Origin of the sequence: Enterococcus sp. AZ129, from assembly GCF_051714505.1 — a bacterium.
GTDB classification, from domain to species: Bacteria; Bacillota; Bacilli; order Lactobacillales; family Enterococcaceae; genus Enterococcus; species Enterococcus faecalis.
In genome coordinates, this window is the sequence record NZ_JBIORY010000001.1 from 615,486 (window position 1) to 633,207 (window position 17,722).

Here is a 17,722-nt window from a genome sequence, read left to right on the forward strand (position 1 = left end):
TAATTAAAAGAAACAGATTGCAAAGGAGGCAGCAGGATGAGTGTTGCACATCTTTTAACAGTTTTAGAAAATGATGAATTTATTGAACGGATTCAAAAACGACCAGAAGCGTTCATTGGAACGACTGGCTTAGTCGGCTTAGAGAATTTACTTGTTCAGACAATTAACGGTTTATTAGAGTTTTTCATTGAAAAGAATCAAGGGAAAATTGCAATACAGTTATCGCGTCAACAAATCTCTTTTCAGGTATCTTCCACACGACCGCTTGTTTTTGAACAAAAGCAAGTCGATTTAGAACCACCTTTTCTGTATTTATCTGTTTTACAAGCCTTCTCAAAACAAGTAGGAATCAGTATCGATCAAGAAAAACAGCGGACTATTTTTATTTACCATCAAGGGCAATTGAAAAAACGATTATTATTACCTATTGAAGAAACCCAGGAACGAATTGAAGTCTTGTTTTGGCCAGATACGCAAATTTTTGGTACAGAATCACTTTCTTATATGCGTGTTTTACAACAATGTCAACAGATTACCATGTTGAATCCAGGCTTAAAGATTCTCTTAACACAAGAAGAGGAACAAAAAAATCTTTGTTATTACCCTAAAGGTTTAAGTAATTATTTATTTGAAAAAGATAACCCATTAACTAGAAAAGCTGCACCGATTATTCAAGCCAAGCAAACAGAATTGGCCCTTGTTCAATTTATTTTGAGTAAAAATCATGCGCCGCAAGTGCAAAAAACATTTGTTAATGGGCATTATCCCAGTCTTGGCGGAACCCACTATGAGGGCTTTCTTGATGGTGTAGTGGCCGCCTTTAATCAATTTTTAGAGGAGCAACATTACTCATTATCTGTGACAGCAGATAGTTTTTTAGCAGAATTTGATTTTGTTTTAGCCATTACGATACCAAAGCCCCGCTACACGGATGCAACGAAAACCATTTTAAGAAATACAGAGTTATATGAAGTGGTTAAAGAAGTCGTTTTTGACGAATTACAACACTACTTTCAACGTCATCCCAAATGGTTAGAGCAAGGAAGAAGCGAGGGAAATGAATGAAAATTTTTGTCGATGGCGATGGTTCACCTGTGAAAGAGACGGTTATTGAAGTCGCTGTAGAGAAATCTTTGGATGTGGTGATTGTTACTAGTGTAGATCATTATTCCTTAAAAGATTATCCAGAAAATGTCTCTTTTGTGTATGTTGATAAAGGAGCGGATGCTGCTGATTTTAAAATTGTGCAGTTAATAAAAAAAGGGGATCTTTTAATTACACAAGATTATGGCTTAGCTTCCTTGGTTTTGCCAAAGGGAGTGTCAGTTTTACATCAACTAGGTTATCAATATACGAAAGAAAATATTGATGGATTGTTAGAACAACGCTATTTTAGTGGCCAAATTCGGCGAAAAGGTGGCCGAACGAAAGGACCTAAACCTTTTACAGACCAAGATAGAACAACGTTTAAACAAGCACTTATTGAGCTGGTGGAACGGAGTCTTTAGTAAGGAAAAGGCAAGCAAAGAATTTTTCCTTCACTAAATTTGCTTCTATTATGAAACTGGGTTTTATGCTAAAATAAGTAAGGATAATTTGAAAAATAATTTTTTCTAAAAGACAGGAAAGAAACTAGGAGGACAAGCATTTGAAGATTATTTTGTTGTATGGCGGCAGAAGTGAAGAGCACGATGTGTCTGTTTTGTCTGCATATTCCGTTTTAAATGCAATCTATTATAAATATTATCAAGTACAGTTAGTCTTTATTAGTAAAGACGGTCAATGGGTAAAAGGCCCTCTTTTATCTGAACGACCACAAAATAAAGAAGTTTTACATTTAACTTGGGCACAAACACCTGAAGAAACAGGCGAATTTTCAGGAAAACGAATCAGTCCTTCGGAAATTTATGAAGAAGAAGCGATTGTTTTCCCTGTGTTACATGGGCCAAATGGTGAAGATGGAACAATTCAAGGATTCATGGAAACCATTAATATGCCTTATGTAGGCGCAGGTGTCTTAGCTAGTGCTAACGCAATGGACAAAATCATGACGAAATATCTTTTACAAACTGTTGGCATTCCACAAGTACCATTCGTGCCAGTTTTAAGAAGTGACTGGAAAGGAAATCCAAAAGAAGTCTTTGAAAAATGTGAAGGTTCTTTAATCTATCCGGTCTTTGTTAAACCTGCCAATATGGGTTCTAGTGTCGGAATTAGCAAAGCGGAAAATCGTGAAGAATTGCAAGAAGCATTGGAAGAAGCTTTCCGTTATGATGCCCGAGCAATTGTTGAACAAGGGATTGAAGCACGTGAAATTGAAGTAGCCATTTTAGGAAATGAAGATGTCCGTACGACTTTACCTGGTGAAGTGGTGAAAGATGTCGCTTTCTATGATTATGATGCAAAATACATCAATAACACGATTGAAATGCAAATCCCAGCACATGTTCCAGAAGAAGTAGCTCATCAAGCGCAAGAATACGCTAAAAAAGCGTATATTATGTTAGATGGAAGTGGCTTAAGTCGCTGTGATTTCTTCTTAACAAGCAAAAACGAATTATTCCTGAATGAATTGAACACCATGCCTGGTTTTACTGACTTTAGTATGTACCCTTTACTATGGGAAAATATGGGCTTGAAATACAGTGATTTAATTGAGGAATTGATTCAGTTAGCTTTGAATCGTTTTAAACAACGCCAAGAATTTTATAATAACTAAGAAGAAAAAATCACACAAGACTGGGACATGACAAGACTTTGGCATGTCCCAGTCCCTGTGTCAGAGGAGCAAAACATAATGAAATTAACCTTCTGGGAAGTAGCGCAAGCGGTTGAAGCCAGTAATGATTGGCAACAATGGCCTGATTTTCCTTTAACAGGCATTGAATTTGATAGTCGTAAAATTGTGAAAGGAAATCTCTTTGTTCCTTTACAAGGTGAAAATGATGGTCATCGTTTTATTGAGAGTGCCATGGCTAATGGCTGTCAGGCCGCTTTTTGGGGACAGGATTTAGTCGATGCACCGCAACAATTGCCTGTTTTGCATGTTACTGATCCACTGGTTGCTATGCAAAAATTAGCTACCTATTATTTAAATAAAATGCAACCGAATGTCATCGCTGTGACTGGCAGTAATGGAAAAACCACCACTAAAGATTTGATTGCTGCTGTGTTATCTGAAAAGTTTGTGACTTACAAAACGCAAGGCAATTACAATAATCAAATTGGCTTACCCTATACTATTTTACACATGCCTGATGAAACAGAAAAACTGATTTTAGAAATGGGCATGGATCATGCTCAGGAAATTTCTTTCCTTTCCAATCTGGCTCAGCCAGAAGTTGCTGCCATCACAATGATTGGCGAAGCCCATGTGGAAAATTTAGGCTCACGAGCAGGCATTGCACAAGCAAAAATGGAAATCGTAGATGGTTTAGCCAAAGACGGTAGTTTATTTGTGCCAAGCGATGAACCTTTGCTAGAACCATTGGTGGAAAAAGTCACGCAACAAGTGATTACTTTTGGTTTTAGCCAGGAAAGTCAACTTCAAGGAATCGTCACAAATGAAGCCAAAGAGCAAACCTCATTCAAAATCAGTGATACACAAATGACGTTTACGATTCCAGTGCCAGGAACCTATAATGTCACCAATGCATTAATCGCAATTGGTATTGGTCGGTATTTCCAATTAACGGATAGTGAGATTCAAAAAGGGTTGGCTACAGCGGAACTAACAAAGAATCGGACAGAATGGCTGAAAGCAGCGAATGGTGCCGAAATTTTAAGTGACGTGTACAATGCCAATCCGACAGCTATGGGTCTTGTTCTGGACAGTTTTAGCAAAATGTCCAAAGTAGGAAAACGAATTGCTGTTTTAGGAGACATGCTGGAATTAGGTCCTGATTCTGCTAGCATGCATCAAGCAATGGCGCAGCATTTAGCCCCAGATGCGATTGAAGAAGTCTTTTTATATGGTTCTGAAATGGCTTATTTAGCTGATAAATTGCAAGAAACCTATGCACCAGCTAACATTCATTCTTTTAAAAAAGAAGAAAAAAATGAGTTGATTGAAGCTGTCAAAAAAGTCTTACAGCCAGAAGATATGGTGGTTTTAAAGGGAAGTAACGGGATGGGACTTCGTGAAGTCATCGATGCACTTTTGGAAAAGTAAATAAGTTTCATAAAACTTGCTGAAAATAGGATTCTATGATAGAATGACCTATTGCCGGAAGATGACGAGAAAAATTGAATCGTAGTAAATAAAATAGATCTATTTCTATGTTTAATAATAAATGTGAAGCTGAACGACCACGTTTGGCTTTTCTAATGCCATAAGGTGAATTTTTCGGTGAAATCAGGAAAGAAGAAATAGTTGGCACACTATAATGGATTTCTTTTTAACAACTGAAAGTGAAGACACCTGAAACTAGGAAGAAATCGTTCTTTCCGAAACAAAATCTAGGAGGATATCATTTGAAATTTAAAGAACTTGGTTTAGCGCCAGAATTATTATCAGCGGTAGAACGCGCAGGCTTCGAGGAAGCAACCCCTATTCAATCAGAAACAATTCCGTTAGCGTTAGCAGGAAAAGACGTAATCGGACAAGCACAAACAGGAACAGGGAAAACCGCTGCTTTTGGCTTACCAATGCTTAACAAAATTGACGCAGACAACCGCGTTATTCAAGGATTAGTCATTGCACCAACCCGTGAGTTGGCTATCCAAACACAAGAAGAGTTATTCCGTTTAGGCCGCGATAAAAAGATTCGCGTCCAAGCCGTTTACGGTGGGGCTGATATCGGTCGCCAAATCCGTGGACTAAAAGATCGTCCACATATCGTTGTAGGTACACCAGGACGCTTACTAGACCATATTAACCGTCGTACCTTGAAATTAGAAACTGTTGAAACATTAGTTTTAGACGAAGCAGATGAAATGTTAAACATGGGCTTCTTGGAAGACATTGAAAAAATCATCTCACAAGTGCCAGAACAACGTCAAACACTTCTATTTTCAGCAACTATGCCGCCAGCAATCAAGAATATTGGCGTGAAATTCATGAAACAACCAGAACATGTGAAGATTAAAGCCAAAGAAATGACGGCTGATTTAATTGATCAATATTATGTACGTTCAAAAGACTTTGAAAAATTTGACATTATGACACGTTTACTAGACGTGCAAACCCCAGAATTGACCATTGTCTTTGGTCGGACAAAACGCCGTGTTGATGAACTTGCCCGCGGGTTAGAAGCGCGTGGTTACAAAGCAGAAGGCATCCATGGCGACCTATCACAACAAAAACGGATGAGCGTTTTACGTTCATTCAAAAATGGTAACTTAGATATCTTAGTGGCAACAGATGTAGCAGCACGTGGGTTAGATATTTCAGGTGTCACCCATGTCTATAACTACGATATTCCACAAGATCCAGAAAGTTATGTTCACCGTATTGGTCGGACAGGTCGTGCTGGTAAAGGCGGTATGTCTGTGACGTTTGTAACACCAAACGAAATGGGTTACTTACATGTCATCGAAAACCTAACGAAAAAACGGATGACACCATTACGTCCACCAACCGAAAAAGAAGCATTTAAAGGACAATTAAGTGCAGCTGTTGAAACCATCGAAAGTGATCTAGAAGAAAATGGTTTAGACAAATATCTAGAATCTGCTGAAGCGTTATTAGAAAAATATTCAGCGACAGACTTAGCTGCGTTATTATTAAAAACAGTAGCGAAAGATCCAGCAGATGCGGTTCCTGTAAAAATTACCCCAGAACGTCCATTGCCTTCAAATAAAAAAGGCTTTAACAAAAATGGCCGTGGTGGTGGCGGTGGGAACAACCGTAATCGTAACCGTGGTGGCAATGGTAAAGGTGGCAGCTATCGTGGCAACAAAAACCATAAAGATGGCGACCGTAATTACAAAAATAGCGACCGCAAAAATAAAGATCAACGTGGCGGCAAACGTCATAACGATAAAAAACGTGGTTTCGTCATTCGCGAAAACGCCAAATAATCAAAAGAGCGAGTGTTCCGTCTATGAACGGAATACTCGCTCTTTTTTGGTAGATAATCGTTAAATAGAAAAACTCAAAAAAAGTAAAAAAGGCATCAAAATGATATAAAAAAGAAAAACGCCAAAATCATCCAAGTTTTCAACGGGGAAGTTAGATTGAAGAGTTTCAGTTTTTGTTGTAGCAAATGAATGGTTACGATCCAAACCAGTTGCAAGAGAAAAAATAGGCTGGGATTTTTAAAGAAGATTGGAAATATGTAGAGCAACAAAGTAAAAATAAACAGGGCGCAACGAAGTAACTTTTTTTGCCGAGAAGTTAAAGTCATACGTTTTTCTCCTTTTTCTTTTTATTCTCCCATAAGTAGCCAAAATTTTCTATAAAATATCAGAACATCCGCTTAGTTTTCTGATTTTTTTCCGATGCTTCTTAGTTGTTGTCTTACTTTTATAAAAATTCAGAAAAATTTTATAAAAATGTAAATAGGAAGAAAACGTATGGTACTTCAATTTGTGTGAGGATCTTGTAAAACATTCTTTATTTTTTTAGCGAATCAGTGGAAAAATTTTGAAATTTTGTTAAAATGAAAGGTAATTCGGAGTAACTATATTAAATAGGAAGTAAGGCGGAAAATGATAAAGGGAATTGGTATTGACGCAGTAGAATTAAGTCGGATAAAACCGATTGTTGAAAAACAAGGATCATTTATTCAACGGGTTTTAACACCTAACGAATTGACCCTTTTTGAAAAGTTATCTACAAAACGTCAAATAGAATTTTTAGCTGGTCGTTTTGCTTGTAAAGAAGCGTTCTCTAAAGCATGGGGCACAGGGATTGGTAAAGTTGGTTTACAAGATATTGAGGTGCTGACTGAAAAAACAGGTGCACCATACGTAGCAAACTCGCCCCATAATGGTAAAGTGTTTGTCTCGATTACGCACACAGATACTATGGCGATTGCACAAATTGTTTTAGAAAGCGAATAATAGAAGCAACGAAGAAAGAAGGATGTACAATGGTCGTTGGATGGCATCGTCCTACACGGTTACATATCGATACGCAGGCAATTACTGAAAATGTCCAAAAGGAATGTCAACGTTTGCCAGAAGGAACCGCTTTATTTGCGGTTGTAAAAGCGAACGGCTATGGGCATGGCGCCGTAGAATCCGCCAAAGCGGCGAAAAAAGGTGGCGCGACAGGTTTTTGTGTCGCCTTATTGGATGAAGCAATTGAATTGAGAGAAGCAGGTGTTCAGGACCCCATTTTAATTTTGAGTGTGGTAGACTTAGCTTATGTACCTTTGTTGATTCAATATGATTTGTCTGTAACGGTAGCTACACAAGAATGGTTAGAAGCTGCTCTTCAACAACTAACGCCTGAGAGTAACACGCCATTACGTGTTCACTTAAAAGTCGATACTGGCATGGGACGGATTGGCTTTTTAACCCCAGAAGAGACTAAGCAAGCAGTGCGGTTTGTTCAATCCCACAAAGAATTTTTATGGGAAGGGATTTTTACTCATTTTTCAACAGCTGATGAAATCGATACAAGCTATTTTGAAAAACAAGCAGGGCGTTTTAAGGCTGTTCTAGCAGTTTTAGAAGAGTTACCACGGTATGTCCATGTTAGCAATAGTGCGACAGCGTTATGGCATCCTGATGTGCCAGGAAACATGATTCGCTATGGAGTAGCCATGTATGGATTGAACCCTTCAGGTAATAAGCTGGCCCCAAGTTATGCGTTAAAGCCGGCCTTACGGTTGACCAGTGAACTTATCCATGTAAAACGCTTAGCGGCTGGTGAAGGGATTGGCTATGGCGAAACCTACGTAACTGAAGCTGAAGAATGGATTGGGACAGTGCCAATCGGCTATGCAGATGGCTGGTTGCGTCATCTCCAAGGATTTACAGTGCTCGTGAATGGCAAGCGTTGCGAAATCGTTGGACGAGTGTGTATGGATCAATGTATGATTCGTTTAGCAGAAGAAGTTCCTGTCGGCTCAGTCGTTACATTAGTTGGAAAAGATGGCAATGAAGAAAATACGTTACAAATGGTAGCCGAAAAATTAGAAACCATTCATTATGAAGTTGCATGTACTTTCTCACAAAGAATCCCCAGAGAATATAACTAGATAGGAGGTTCCACTATGGTCAAACGCGGAGATATTTATTTTGCAGACCTTTCCCCAGTAGTGGGCTCGGAACAAGGTGGCGTCAGACCTGTCCTTGTTGTCCAAAATAACTTAGGTAATCACTTTAGCCCAACGATTATCGTTGCGGCGATCACAGCCAAAATGGCAAAGCCAAAATTGCCAACACATATCGGGATTAATTCTGATGAAACAGGCATTGAAAAAGATTCAGTGATTCTTTTAGAGCAGATTCGAACAATCGATAAGGGCCGCTTGAAAGAAAAAGTTTGTCATTTGAGACTTGATATTATGGAAGAAGTTGATCGTGCCTTAGGCATCAGTGTTGGACTTAGTAGCGATTCAGCCCCAGCAAAAGCAAATTCAGCTACATAAAGAACGATAGCTACTATGAAATCAACAAAGACGAATTGGATTTTTGAAAAAGCAACTGATTGAATTTGGTTTGCTAAACATAGTTTGAGTAAAAGCGAGAGGGATAGCCAAGTGGCATCTCTCTTGTTTTTTTGTTTTGTATTTAAAAAATTAAAATATAAATATAAAATCCAAATTTTTATCATCTTATTTTAAATAAAGTTGTTGGCAAGGCTCAAACGGAATGTTACAATCAATACTATATAGAGTTTTTAAAGAGCGTAACAGGTGATTTTAAAAGTTTTGATTGTCGAGTGATGACATAAAGGAGATTATATTTGTATGATGATTGTTGTACTTTTAATGAGTAGTTGCTTATTTTTATTTGTAAGCTATCAATTGTATTTGCGATTACTTGTCGAAAAACTGGATTCAGAGGACCGGACATTAAAGAGGAAAATAAATTTCTATAAGTATCAGAAAAATAGTCGTTTAATGATTTATTTATTGTTTAGTGTTTGCCTACTTAGCGTATTATTGTTAGGAATTGTTTATACATATTATCAATTAAATCAACGAAATATCCGCATGGAACAGCGGATCGAGCGTTTGGCACAGGGCCAATCTACTCAAGGTGACAAAATAAAAAAACAAGCGATTAAAAAAACAGCCTTAAATCAGTTTCCCTGGAAGCAAGCTGTTTCGGCAGAATCGGCCGCAGTCTTGACTAATTATGAATTACAATTAGCGCGTGAATGGCGTCCTTACCTCGGAGAGACGAGTATCACAATGATTAGAAGTGAAAAAACACAAACCTTGACACTGTCTGTTTTTTCAGTTGGCTTAAGTTACCATGAATTTCAAACAGGCCAAGACAATATTGTAGCACTTATTGCAGCGTTGAATTCAGTCAAAGAAATCACCATGATTGATTTTAATTTTACTTATCGAGATCAAGAGCAAACCCTTGTCAAATCCATTGATACGTATGCTCGTGAGACGTTGGAAACAAATTTGGAGCCTGTCGTGATTAGTTAAAAGGACGAGAGAAAGGACATATATATGACAAAAAGACGTTTAATCAAAAAAATTAAAGATATTTCGGATGATACGCTTGAAAAAGAAGTCTTTTTTCAGCCAGGATTCGAACCAGAAAAAATAATTAGCGGAATCAAACCGGAACAACAGGAAAAAGAAATGGCGACGTTAAGAGAAAGGCTCGCCTACTATCAGAAAAAAGAAACAGCCTTTAAAAAACTTCAAGAAGAAAATGAGCAATTAAAGAACCAACAAGAAACGGAAAAACAAGCATTAGAAGAAAAAAATCAGGCATTACTTGAAACACTAAATCAAAAGGAACATGAAATTTTTGAATTGGAAGAGCAACTGGAAACGAACAGTGAAACCACGACAGAGGCTACCACTCTTCAAACAAATCTGCAAAACGCAGAAAAACAATTAACCACTGTACATAATCAAATGGAACGTTTAGAAAGTGAATTAACGCAGCAAGTGGCAGAATTAGAAAAAGAATCGGCTGAACAGCAACAACATATCCAGACATTACACAACCAGTTAGCAGAAGAAAAAGGAAAGTTGGAGAAAAAAGGAGATATTACAGGAATGGAAAAGCAAGTAGAAACGTTAACGACAGAATTAGAAGAAAGCACAACGACTCAACAAGCATTGCAGGAACAAATTGAAAAACTAACTGTACAATTACAAAAAGTAGAAGCCGAAAAACAAACCTTACAAGAGGCTGCCCAACAAGAAGTGATTGTGAAACAACGCATGGAGGAGTTAAAGAATGAGCTTCAAAATAGTTTACAACAAAAAAATGAAGCAGAAGTAAAACTAGGTCGACTACAAGGTGTCAATGACAAACATCTTGCTGAAAAGCAAGTTTACGAAGGAGAATTAGCTGCTCTAAGAAAAGAAGTAGAGGCCAAAGAAGACAATTTAGAACAAGTTCAAAAAGAATTGAAGACGCTAAAAGCCGTTTCAAAAAATATTGAACCGAGTAGTGAGCAGTTAACAGAACTGCTACGCGCAAAACAGCAAATTAACGATTTATTAATGAAAAATCAGCAATTACAAGAAGAGGCTTTAAAATCGCAACAAGAAATTGGCGAAGTGATGGTTTCTGCCAAAAAAGAAGCTAATCGGATTGTTAATGAAGCGAAAGTAGAAGCAAAACACCTAATCAATTCTGCAGAATTAGAAATGTTAAATATTGGTAATCGAGCGAAAAGTATTTCGAATGAAGTCGAAGCGTCAAAAGTAGAAGTACTTGAGATTTATCGCGAATTAGAGGAACGCTTAACTAAACTGACACGTCTTGAACAAGATAACTATTAATAAAATGGTCAGTAAAAAGTTAATGGGAGCAAGGAAACTACATTGTCTCGGGGTCCTTTTTTTAGCTGTTACACTAAGTGGCTCTGCAGAACGATTACAGGCTGCTGTTGTCTCAAAGGAAGAGCAGTCACTAAGGCAACCGCTTATCAGGAAAAACATAGTAACAGAGAAGAGCGAATATCTTGTACAAGCAAATCAAAGTATCTGGGAGCTGGCACAAGATGCGCAGAAACCACTGAATCAGTTTATGAAGGAGAACCAGTTACGTAGTAGTTATATAAAAAAAGGAACGCAATTAGTCAAATAGAAAAAAGGAGTAAAGAAAGGAAAAGTTTATTTAAGAAGCTTTTCCTTTTAAGAAAACGATGGAAGAATGGATAAAGCCAGTTATGCGAACAATTCGCCACATTAAGCGCGCCTTCTTGAAGCAAAAGTTGCCTGCGACATATCAGCTAAAAAAGCAAAATGCTAACACAGCAATGGAATATTTGCTTGAGCAAACAGATAACCATCAATCAATAAGAGGACCAAAAAGAAAAATGACTGCTGAAGAGATTAAAAAAAAGCGGCAAGCCTACCAAAAGAAACAACGCATCCAAGTCGTTAAATTTTTTATGCCAGCTATTCTTTTCGCCATTTTTGTGTTCTTTTTTGTGTTAAAGACATCTAGCTACCCAATTGCTGGGCAATCCATGAAGCCGACACTTAATGCAGGGGAACGAGTCTTAGTACAACGGACGAAGCAAGTAACAAGGTACGATGTGATTGCATTTAAAGCACCGCTAGCTAGCAAAGGTACGTACGTCAAGCGAATTATCGGGGTTCCTGGTGATCGAATTTGGGTAAATGAGGGAAAACTTTATCTTTCAGAAGAACCTATAGCAAGCGATAATGAGGCACTGCCTGAGAATGCCAGTCGTTTTGACTTATCAGAAGAAGCAGCAGCCCAACTTCGCCTGTTTCAGAAGATTCCAGCCGGTCATTACTTTGTCTTAGGGGACAATCGTACGCATTCAAGTGATAGTCGTACGTTCGGCTTTGTCGAGATACAAGCGATTGAAGGAATCGTGGTATTTAAAATGGCGCCATTTAAGGAAATAGGGAAAGTAAAATAAAAAGCTTAAGTCAGCCATCTGAGAGTAGGGTACTTAAGCTTTTTTTTGGAGATTATTTGCCCAATAACAATTGAATGATTTTTTCAATTGATTGCAGGTCATAACGATTACTAATATCCGAAAAAATATAGTAATGGTCATACTGGGCAACGAGCGGTTCATTATTGGTATTCATTAAAAGCAAATCATAATGGTTTTCTGCGTTGTAAGGCTCAATTTTCAGCGGATATTTTCCAACGATACTCTGTTGTATTTTTTGTGCTACCAACTCGCTATAAGCACTGCTCAGTGAGTGATAAACGCCAATGGTTATTTTTTTTTCATTTAATTCAGCAATGTGATTCAAAATAAGCGTATAATTAATTTCAGTAAATTGATTTTGGTACTTAGAAGTAGTGGCTTCTGTGGCAAAGTTCGTTGTAGCGATCTCCACTAATTCGTAAACTTCACTTTCGCTAAAAGGATGACGTAAGACTTTCAAAAGTGACTGAATCGTCCAATAATCAAAGGGTAAAATAAATCCTGAAAAATAATAGAGTTGCGCATGTAATTGGAAAAGTAAATTTTCAATATAAAATAGCCGAATAGGCAGCACGTAATGGGATAAATAACCACGTGCTTTAAGGTACGTTAAAATGACCCGGTTCATTTCGTTAAGATACGTTTTTTCAATTCGTTGTTGTTTTGCTAAACGAAAGGCGAAAGCAGCATTCGCAGAATAATTATGCATGGAACAAAAAAAGTCATAAAACATATAGGCTTCATTGATTGTATATGGACGGTCGATTCTTTTCATATATGTATGTATAGATAAATTAATTTCTTCAAATAAAGGTCGATCGAGTTGGACATCATGCGGACTAATCGTTGGCAGAGGTTCTAAAACCATACGACGAAAAGAAATTTTCATCCAAAGCTTAATTTGAAGAATTTCTGTATGGTCAAAGGTAATTCTGGGGATTTCTTGTAATATCTCGATTAATCCTAGGTATTGATTGGCCAGTTCTTTTTCTAAATCTGTTTTTTCTTCAAAGATAAACCAGAAAAAATTAAAAAAGAAAAAGCGAATTTGTTTTTCTTCGCCGATAAGTTTTCCTCGTTTGATACATAAATTAAACTCATTGAGTAAGTCATTTAATTCAACGATTTTTCGATAATAGGTAGCAGAGCTGATGGCATAATTCTGTTGAAAATACCCGCCATTTATTTTATTTTTATGAAAGAGTTGCTGAACCATGTGAAACTTAATAGATTTATTCAAGAACAACATGATCATTGCTTTCATGGAAAAGGTTGGTGCTTTATTTAGATAAAGGGTATCACCTAGTACAGTCACGGTGAGGCTTTCTTGAAGTTGCTCTTCTTTCAAAAATTGTTCTAAAAAAGAAAGATACTCATTCAATGTTGGTAAACTAATATTGAAAAAATCTACTAATTCATTTCGTGTCGCTTGGCCTTTATTATTATATAGGAACAATAGAATATCATTCATATAATCATACGGTTTTTCTAAAAAATCTCGTTTTAACATCGTTGCTCACCTCTCTTTTAAGAATACTGTATCTATGATAAAATGGCAATAAACAACTGATAAAAAGATTGTTTTTTGAAGTGTTTTTTATTATCATTTAGAAAAAGAAATAAAAAGAAAAAACAAAGTATTTAAATGACAACAAAATAATTAAAATGAAGGAGTGACAGAACATGAACAGCGTAGTAAATTTTAGAGATATTGGAGGATTTCCAACGCAACAAGGTACATCCGTCAAGACAGGGCATTTTTTTCGGAGTGGTGAACTCGTCAATATTGCACAAGCGGATCAACAGAAACTGGTAGAGGACTATCAAATTAAACGAATCTATGATTTTAGAAGTGCAGCAGAAACGCAAGAACGACCAGATGATTCAATTCAAGGAACCAACTATTTACATATAGACATTTTGGCCGATATTCAGGCGCAGACCGCTTCATTAGAAGGAATGCTTAAAACGGTTGGTTCACCCGATGCAGCAATGGACATGGCTTATAAAGAAATGGTTCTTTCCAATTCGGGGCGCAAAGGTTACCAAACATTTTTTGAAAACTTTTTAAGTTATCCACAGGAAGCTATTTTATTTCATTGTTTCGCAGGAAAAGATCGAACAGGAATCGGCGCAGCCTTGATATTAAGTGCTTTAGGTGTGGAACATTCTTATATTTTAGAAGATTATTTAAAGACGAACGAGCAAAGAAAAGCTGCTAACGAGCAAATTATTGCACAGTACCAAGCAAATGGAACACCTCCAGCAGAAATTCAACAATTAGAAACGCTGCTTTATGTGAAAAAAGAGTACTTAGCGACCGCTTTACAGGCGATTGAAAAAGAATTTGGTTCGGTAGAGGGCTATTTAAAAGAGGGACTCGGCTTACCTTTATCCGCCAAAAAAGACATGCTAAGTCTGTATACAAAATCATAGATCCTAAAAAAAGGACTATCCTTTCTAAAAAAGAAGTTTTATAATAGAAAAGAATCTGTTTGTAAGGAGGGATAGGGAATGAAAGAAGGACAAGAACAATTCTTAACGTTCATACTAGATCGAACAAAAGAAGATAAAAAAGAAAAAATGCAAGCGCTACTTGCAGAAATGTTTGAACGCCAACAAACAGGCAAACTAGATAAAATGTACTTGATGACAAAAGCACCAAAACTTTTGGCTTATTTAAAACCAGAAGCCATTGATGAAGTTAAACAAGTCGTTTCGGAATTTTCTAAAAATATGAAATAAACAATCTTAGCTTGAACTTACGACATTTTAAAAATGTGTCGTAACATTCAAGCTTTTGTTTGTTATTCTCTTGTATTTTATGCTAAAGTTATTCAGGCACAAAAAAAAGCAGGTGATTTTATGAAACATATAAAAAATACATGGGAACTATTTATTTTAGATTGGAAAAGAATTTTTAAAAACCCAGTAGCAACATTTTTGATTGTTGCCTTAATGATTATTCCATCATTATATGCATGGTTTAACATTAAAGCACTATGGGATCCGTATTCAAATACAGGAGAGTTACCAATAGCGGTCTATAGTGATGACCAAACAGCAACTTTTCAAGATAAATCGGTCAATATTGGTGATGAAGTCTTGAAAAACTTGAAGAAAAACAAGCAATTAGGTTGGCGTTTTGTTGATTCGAAAAAGGAATTAGACAAAGGGGTCCAATCAGGAAAATATTTTGCCGGGATTTATTTACCTAAAGATTTTTCCAAAGATTTGCTAAGTTTTACTTCTGGTGATATCAATAAACCTAAAATTGAATACTCAATTAACGAAAAAATTAATGCAATTGCGCCGAAAATTACGTCAAAAGGCGCTTCTTCCATTCAGTCACAAATTTCGGAAGAATTCATTAAAACGGCAAGTAGTACGTTAATCAAAACATTCAATGATATTGGCTATGATATTGATAAAAACATGGTTAGCATTCAAAAAGTTAAGAGCATGATTTTAGATACAGATGCCAACATTGGAACCATTGATACGTACGCAAAACAAGTCACAGACTTACATGGTAAGATGCCTGAGCTAAAAGAAAAATTAGCGAAAGCCAACGATGCGATGAAATATTTACCTGAAGTTGATGCTTTAGGAGAGAAGATTGTTGAGCTAAATGGCAAAATGCCAAGCATCAAAGAACAAGCTAGTGTTATTTTGACGTTACAAGAAAAAATTCCAGAAATTCAAAACGCTGGCCGACAAATTGCTATGATTGATGAAGACTTTGCCTCTGTGGAACAAACAATGAGCGAAGGAATCCAAGAAGCAAAACAAGGATTAGAAATCATTCAACAAGTCCAAACGGCGTTACCAGATATTCGTAAACTAGGTGATCAAGCCAATGATTTAGGGAATGTCACATTAGATGGCGCTAATAAATTGCAAGAGGCGTTACCAAGCATTACGAATAGCGTTGAAGTGACTTTGAAATCTATCCAGCAAGTTGCTACAACAACAACTTCTGTAGTCGCGACTATTCGTCAAGCGTTAGATGATGGACAGTTAACGCCAGAAGAAAAACAACATATTAATGAAGTAGTACAAGATTTCACAACTAATATCCAACGGCAACAGCAAGCAATTAACGACATTATTGCGTTTATGAAACAACTCCAAGAAAATGCTGGTAATCATGACTTAGATGGTGCGATTGCTCAATTAAGCCATGTAAATGATTTATTAACAGATTTTAGCAATCGCTTGAATCAATTAAATGCTTTAGTCCAAGCGGGTGATATCTCTGGAGTACAAAATTATTTAAATGAGATTGACGAAATGGCAACTAATATTTCTAGTATTGTGGGCAGTGTTGATGTAAACGGAATTAGTAATACCGTTTCAACCATTTTAAACAAACTAATTAGTACCATCCAAAACGCTCAAGGCCAACTAAACAAAGCGCAACAAATTGACTTTGAAGGATTATTGAGCTCAACAAGTCAAACGGTCACTAATGCGATTTCTTTATTAGAAAAATATCAAGCCGAAATGCCGGCAATTAAACAAGAAATTCATGATGCGAATACGATGTTGAATGGTAATATGGAAACCATTGTCAATGGCATTAATCGTGGTGCTGATTTGTATAAAAACGATTTACCAGTCATTCAAGACAAAGTCAGCAAAGCGGCAGCCTTTATGCAAAATGACTATCCAGGTATCCGAAAAGATTTAACGAATACCTTGAAAACAGTCAATGAGAAAATGCCAGATGTTGAAGCGGCCTTAGACAAAGCCAACGAACTAATTATTAATGATTGGCCAAATATCAAAACAGGATTACACAAAGCAGCGAATGCAATCCGTAAAGGTGAAAAAGAAGTTGACTTAGGCGAAATTCTTAAATTACTAAAATTAGATGCCAATAAAGAAAGTGACTTCTTTACACAACCAGTTGAAGTCAAAGAACATGCTGTTTATCCGATTGCTAATAATGGTTCGGCAAGTACCCCATTCTATACAGCTTTGTGTTTATGGGTTGGCGCTGTATTATTCTCAAGTGTTGCGACAACGGATGTTTATCTTGAAGGAAAAGATAAAAAACGCTTTTCTAAACGGGAACAATTTTCAGCACGGATGTTTACCTTCATTGTCATGGGGATTGGTCAAGCACTGATTGTAACCTTAGGTAATTACTTTGCGTTAGGCGTAGATGTTCGTAATCCAGCGTATAGCGTCTGGTTTGCGGTATTGATTGCCATTACGTTTATGATAATGGTTTATGTGCTTGTTGCTCTCTTTGGCAATGTAGGGAAAGGAATTGCGATAATAATCTTGGTACTATCTATCTCTGGTGGGGGTGGGAACTACCCAATTCAAGTCTCAGGTAAATTCTTCCAAATGATTAATCCGTTCTTGCCGTTTACGCATGCCGTGAACTTGCTAAGGGAATCAGCAGGAGGCATTTACTGGCCAAATGCTTGGTTTGCAATTTGGATTATGGTGGGGATTTCAGTCGTATTTAGTATTGGCGGTGCAATTCTTTATCCACATCTGGAACACAGATCGAAAAAATTTGCGGCTTTAGCACAAAAGAGCCATTTATTCCATTAAAAAACAAAAAGCTGAAAACGTCTCTAGCGTTTTCGGCTTTTTGTTTTTCTTTATTTTCAAGGCAACCCTAACAAAGAAGTTTTGGGGGCTCTTGCTTTTGACTTTTTGGCAATGCTAAATAATAAAATCTCCCTC

The 17,722-nt window shown here is 36.9% G+C and carries 16 protein-coding genes; 15 read left to right on the forward strand and 1 reads right to left on the reverse strand.

The annotated features are described in order from the left end of the window. Positions 1–36 precede the first annotated feature (36 nt). From IGJ90_RS03025 to lepB, 12 genes are all read left to right on the forward strand, one after another. On the forward strand, positions 37–1,065 hold the full coding sequence (locus IGJ90_RS03025; protein WP_002366252.1) for a hypothetical protein: 1,029 nt from the start codon (positions 37–39) through the stop codon (positions 1,063–1,065). Continuing rightward, a complete protein-coding gene (locus IGJ90_RS03030) occupies positions 1,062–1,508 on the forward strand; it encodes a YaiI/YqxD family protein (protein ID WP_438767555.1) in 447 nt (148 codons plus the stop codon). The genes IGJ90_RS03025 and IGJ90_RS03030 overlap by 4 nt, the downstream gene beginning before the upstream one ends. A gap of 140 nt (positions 1,509–1,648) precedes the next feature. Further along, positions 1,649–2,719, forward strand: coding sequence for a D-alanine--D-alanine ligase (locus IGJ90_RS03035; RefSeq protein WP_002355721.1), 1,071 nt, complete (start codon positions 1,649–1,651; stop codon positions 2,717–2,719). A 78-nt stretch (positions 2,720–2,797) separates the two neighbouring features. Next, positions 2,798–4,171, forward strand: a complete 1,374-nt coding sequence (locus IGJ90_RS03040; RefSeq protein ID WP_002366255.1) for a UDP-N-acetylmuramoyl-tripeptide--D-alanyl-D-alanine ligase — start codon at positions 2,798–2,800, stop codon at positions 4,169–4,171. A 302-nt stretch (positions 4,172–4,473) separates the two neighbouring features. Next, positions 4,474–6,021, forward strand: coding sequence for a degradosome RNA helicase CshA (cshA, locus tag IGJ90_RS03045; protein WP_002355724.1), 1,548 nt, complete (start codon positions 4,474–4,476; stop codon positions 6,019–6,021). 630 nt (positions 6,022–6,651) lie between these two features. Further along, positions 6,652–7,005 carry a holo-ACP synthase gene (gene acpS / locus IGJ90_RS03050; RefSeq protein WP_002355727.1) on the forward strand — a complete coding sequence of 118 codons (354 nt, stop codon included), beginning with the start codon at positions 6,652–6,654 and terminating at the stop codon, positions 7,003–7,005. Positions 7,006–7,034: 29 nt separating this feature from the next. Further along, positions 7,035–8,150 carry an alanine racemase gene (gene alr, locus IGJ90_RS03055; protein ID WP_002355728.1) on the forward strand — a complete coding sequence of 372 codons (1,116 nt, stop codon included), beginning with the start codon at positions 7,035–7,037 and terminating at the stop codon, positions 8,148–8,150. A gap of 15 nt (positions 8,151–8,165) precedes the next feature. Beyond that, positions 8,166–8,543, forward strand: a complete 378-nt coding sequence (locus IGJ90_RS03060; protein WP_002355729.1) for a type II toxin-antitoxin system PemK/MazF family toxin — start codon at positions 8,166–8,168, stop codon at positions 8,541–8,543. A gap of 321 nt (positions 8,544–8,864) precedes the next feature. Then, positions 8,865–9,560, forward strand: coding sequence for a hypothetical protein (locus IGJ90_RS03065; RefSeq protein ID WP_002366257.1), 696 nt, complete (start codon positions 8,865–8,867; stop codon positions 9,558–9,560). A gap of 24 nt (positions 9,561–9,584) precedes the next feature. After that, positions 9,585–10,880 (forward strand): hypothetical protein, encoded by a 1,296-nt coding sequence (locus tag IGJ90_RS03070; RefSeq protein WP_002366258.1) that lies wholly within the window; start codon positions 9,585–9,587, stop codon positions 10,878–10,880. Further along, positions 10,861–11,187, forward strand: coding sequence for a hypothetical protein (locus IGJ90_RS03075; protein ID WP_002366259.1), 327 nt, complete (start codon positions 10,861–10,863; stop codon positions 11,185–11,187). Before IGJ90_RS03070 ends, IGJ90_RS03075 begins: the two co-directional genes overlap by 20 nt. A 58-nt stretch (positions 11,188–11,245) precedes the next feature. Continuing rightward, entirely contained in the window at positions 11,246–11,995 is a 750-nt protein-coding gene (gene lepB / locus IGJ90_RS03080; RefSeq protein WP_016630533.1) for a signal peptidase I, read from the forward strand. A gap of 52 nt (positions 11,996–12,047) precedes the next feature. Here the strand turns inward: lepB and IGJ90_RS03085 are convergent, their stop codons facing one another. After that, a complete protein-coding gene (locus IGJ90_RS03085) occupies positions 12,048–13,526 on the reverse strand; it encodes a helix-turn-helix domain-containing protein (protein WP_438767559.1) in 1,479 nt (492 codons plus the stop codon). 173 nt (positions 13,527–13,699) lie between these two features. Between IGJ90_RS03085 and IGJ90_RS03090 the strand changes: the two genes are divergently transcribed. From IGJ90_RS03090 to IGJ90_RS03100, 3 genes are all read left to right on the forward strand, one after another. Next, a complete protein-coding gene (locus IGJ90_RS03090; protein ID WP_002366263.1) occupies positions 13,700–14,452 on the forward strand; it encodes a tyrosine-protein phosphatase in 753 nt (250 codons plus the stop codon). A gap of 78 nt (positions 14,453–14,530) precedes the next feature. Beyond that, positions 14,531–14,761, forward strand: coding sequence for a hypothetical protein (locus IGJ90_RS03095; protein ID WP_002355737.1), 231 nt, complete (start codon positions 14,531–14,533; stop codon positions 14,759–14,761). A 120-nt stretch (positions 14,762–14,881) separates the two neighbouring features. Beyond that, positions 14,882–17,587: a YhgE/Pip domain-containing protein gene (locus IGJ90_RS03100; protein ID WP_002366264.1), complete on the forward strand. Its 2,706-nt coding sequence runs from the start codon at positions 14,882–14,884 to the stop codon at positions 17,585–17,587. The last annotated feature ends 135 nt before the right edge of the window (positions 17,588–17,722 follow it).

Coding starts and splice junctions, on each gene's coding strand:
- IGJ90_RS03025 (WP_002366252.1), top strand. CDS start 37: ATGAGTGTTGCACATCTTTTAACAGTTTTAGAAAATGATGAATTTATT.
- IGJ90_RS03030 (WP_438767555.1), top strand. CDS start 1,062: ATGAAAATTTTTGTCGATGGCGATGGTTCACCTGTGAAAGAGACGGTT.
- IGJ90_RS03040 (WP_002366255.1), top strand. CDS start 2,798: ATGAAATTAACCTTCTGGGAAGTAGCGCAAGCGGTTGAAGCCAGTAAT.
- acpS (WP_002355727.1), top strand. CDS start 6,652: ATGATAAAGGGAATTGGTATTGACGCAGTAGAATTAAGTCGGATAAAA.
- alr (WP_002355728.1), top strand. CDS start 7,035: ATGGTCGTTGGATGGCATCGTCCTACACGGTTACATATCGATACGCAG.
- IGJ90_RS03060 (WP_002355729.1), top strand. CDS start 8,166: ATGGTCAAACGCGGAGATATTTATTTTGCAGACCTTTCCCCAGTAGTG.
- IGJ90_RS03065 (WP_002366257.1), top strand. CDS start 8,865: ATGATGATTGTTGTACTTTTAATGAGTAGTTGCTTATTTTTATTTGTA.
- IGJ90_RS03070 (WP_002366258.1), top strand. CDS start 9,585: ATGACAAAAAGACGTTTAATCAAAAAAATTAAAGATATTTCGGATGAT.
- lepB (WP_016630533.1), top strand. CDS start 11,246: ATGGAAGAATGGATAAAGCCAGTTATGCGAACAATTCGCCACATTAAG.
- IGJ90_RS03085 (WP_438767559.1), bottom strand. CDS start 13,526: ATGTTAAAACGAGATTTTTTAGAAAAACCGTATGATTATATGAATGAT.
- IGJ90_RS03090 (WP_002366263.1), top strand. CDS start 13,700: ATGAACAGCGTAGTAAATTTTAGAGATATTGGAGGATTTCCAACGCAA.
- IGJ90_RS03095 (WP_002355737.1), top strand. CDS start 14,531: ATGAAAGAAGGACAAGAACAATTCTTAACGTTCATACTAGATCGAACA.
- IGJ90_RS03100 (WP_002366264.1), top strand. CDS start 14,882: ATGAAACATATAAAAAATACATGGGAACTATTTATTTTAGATTGGAAA.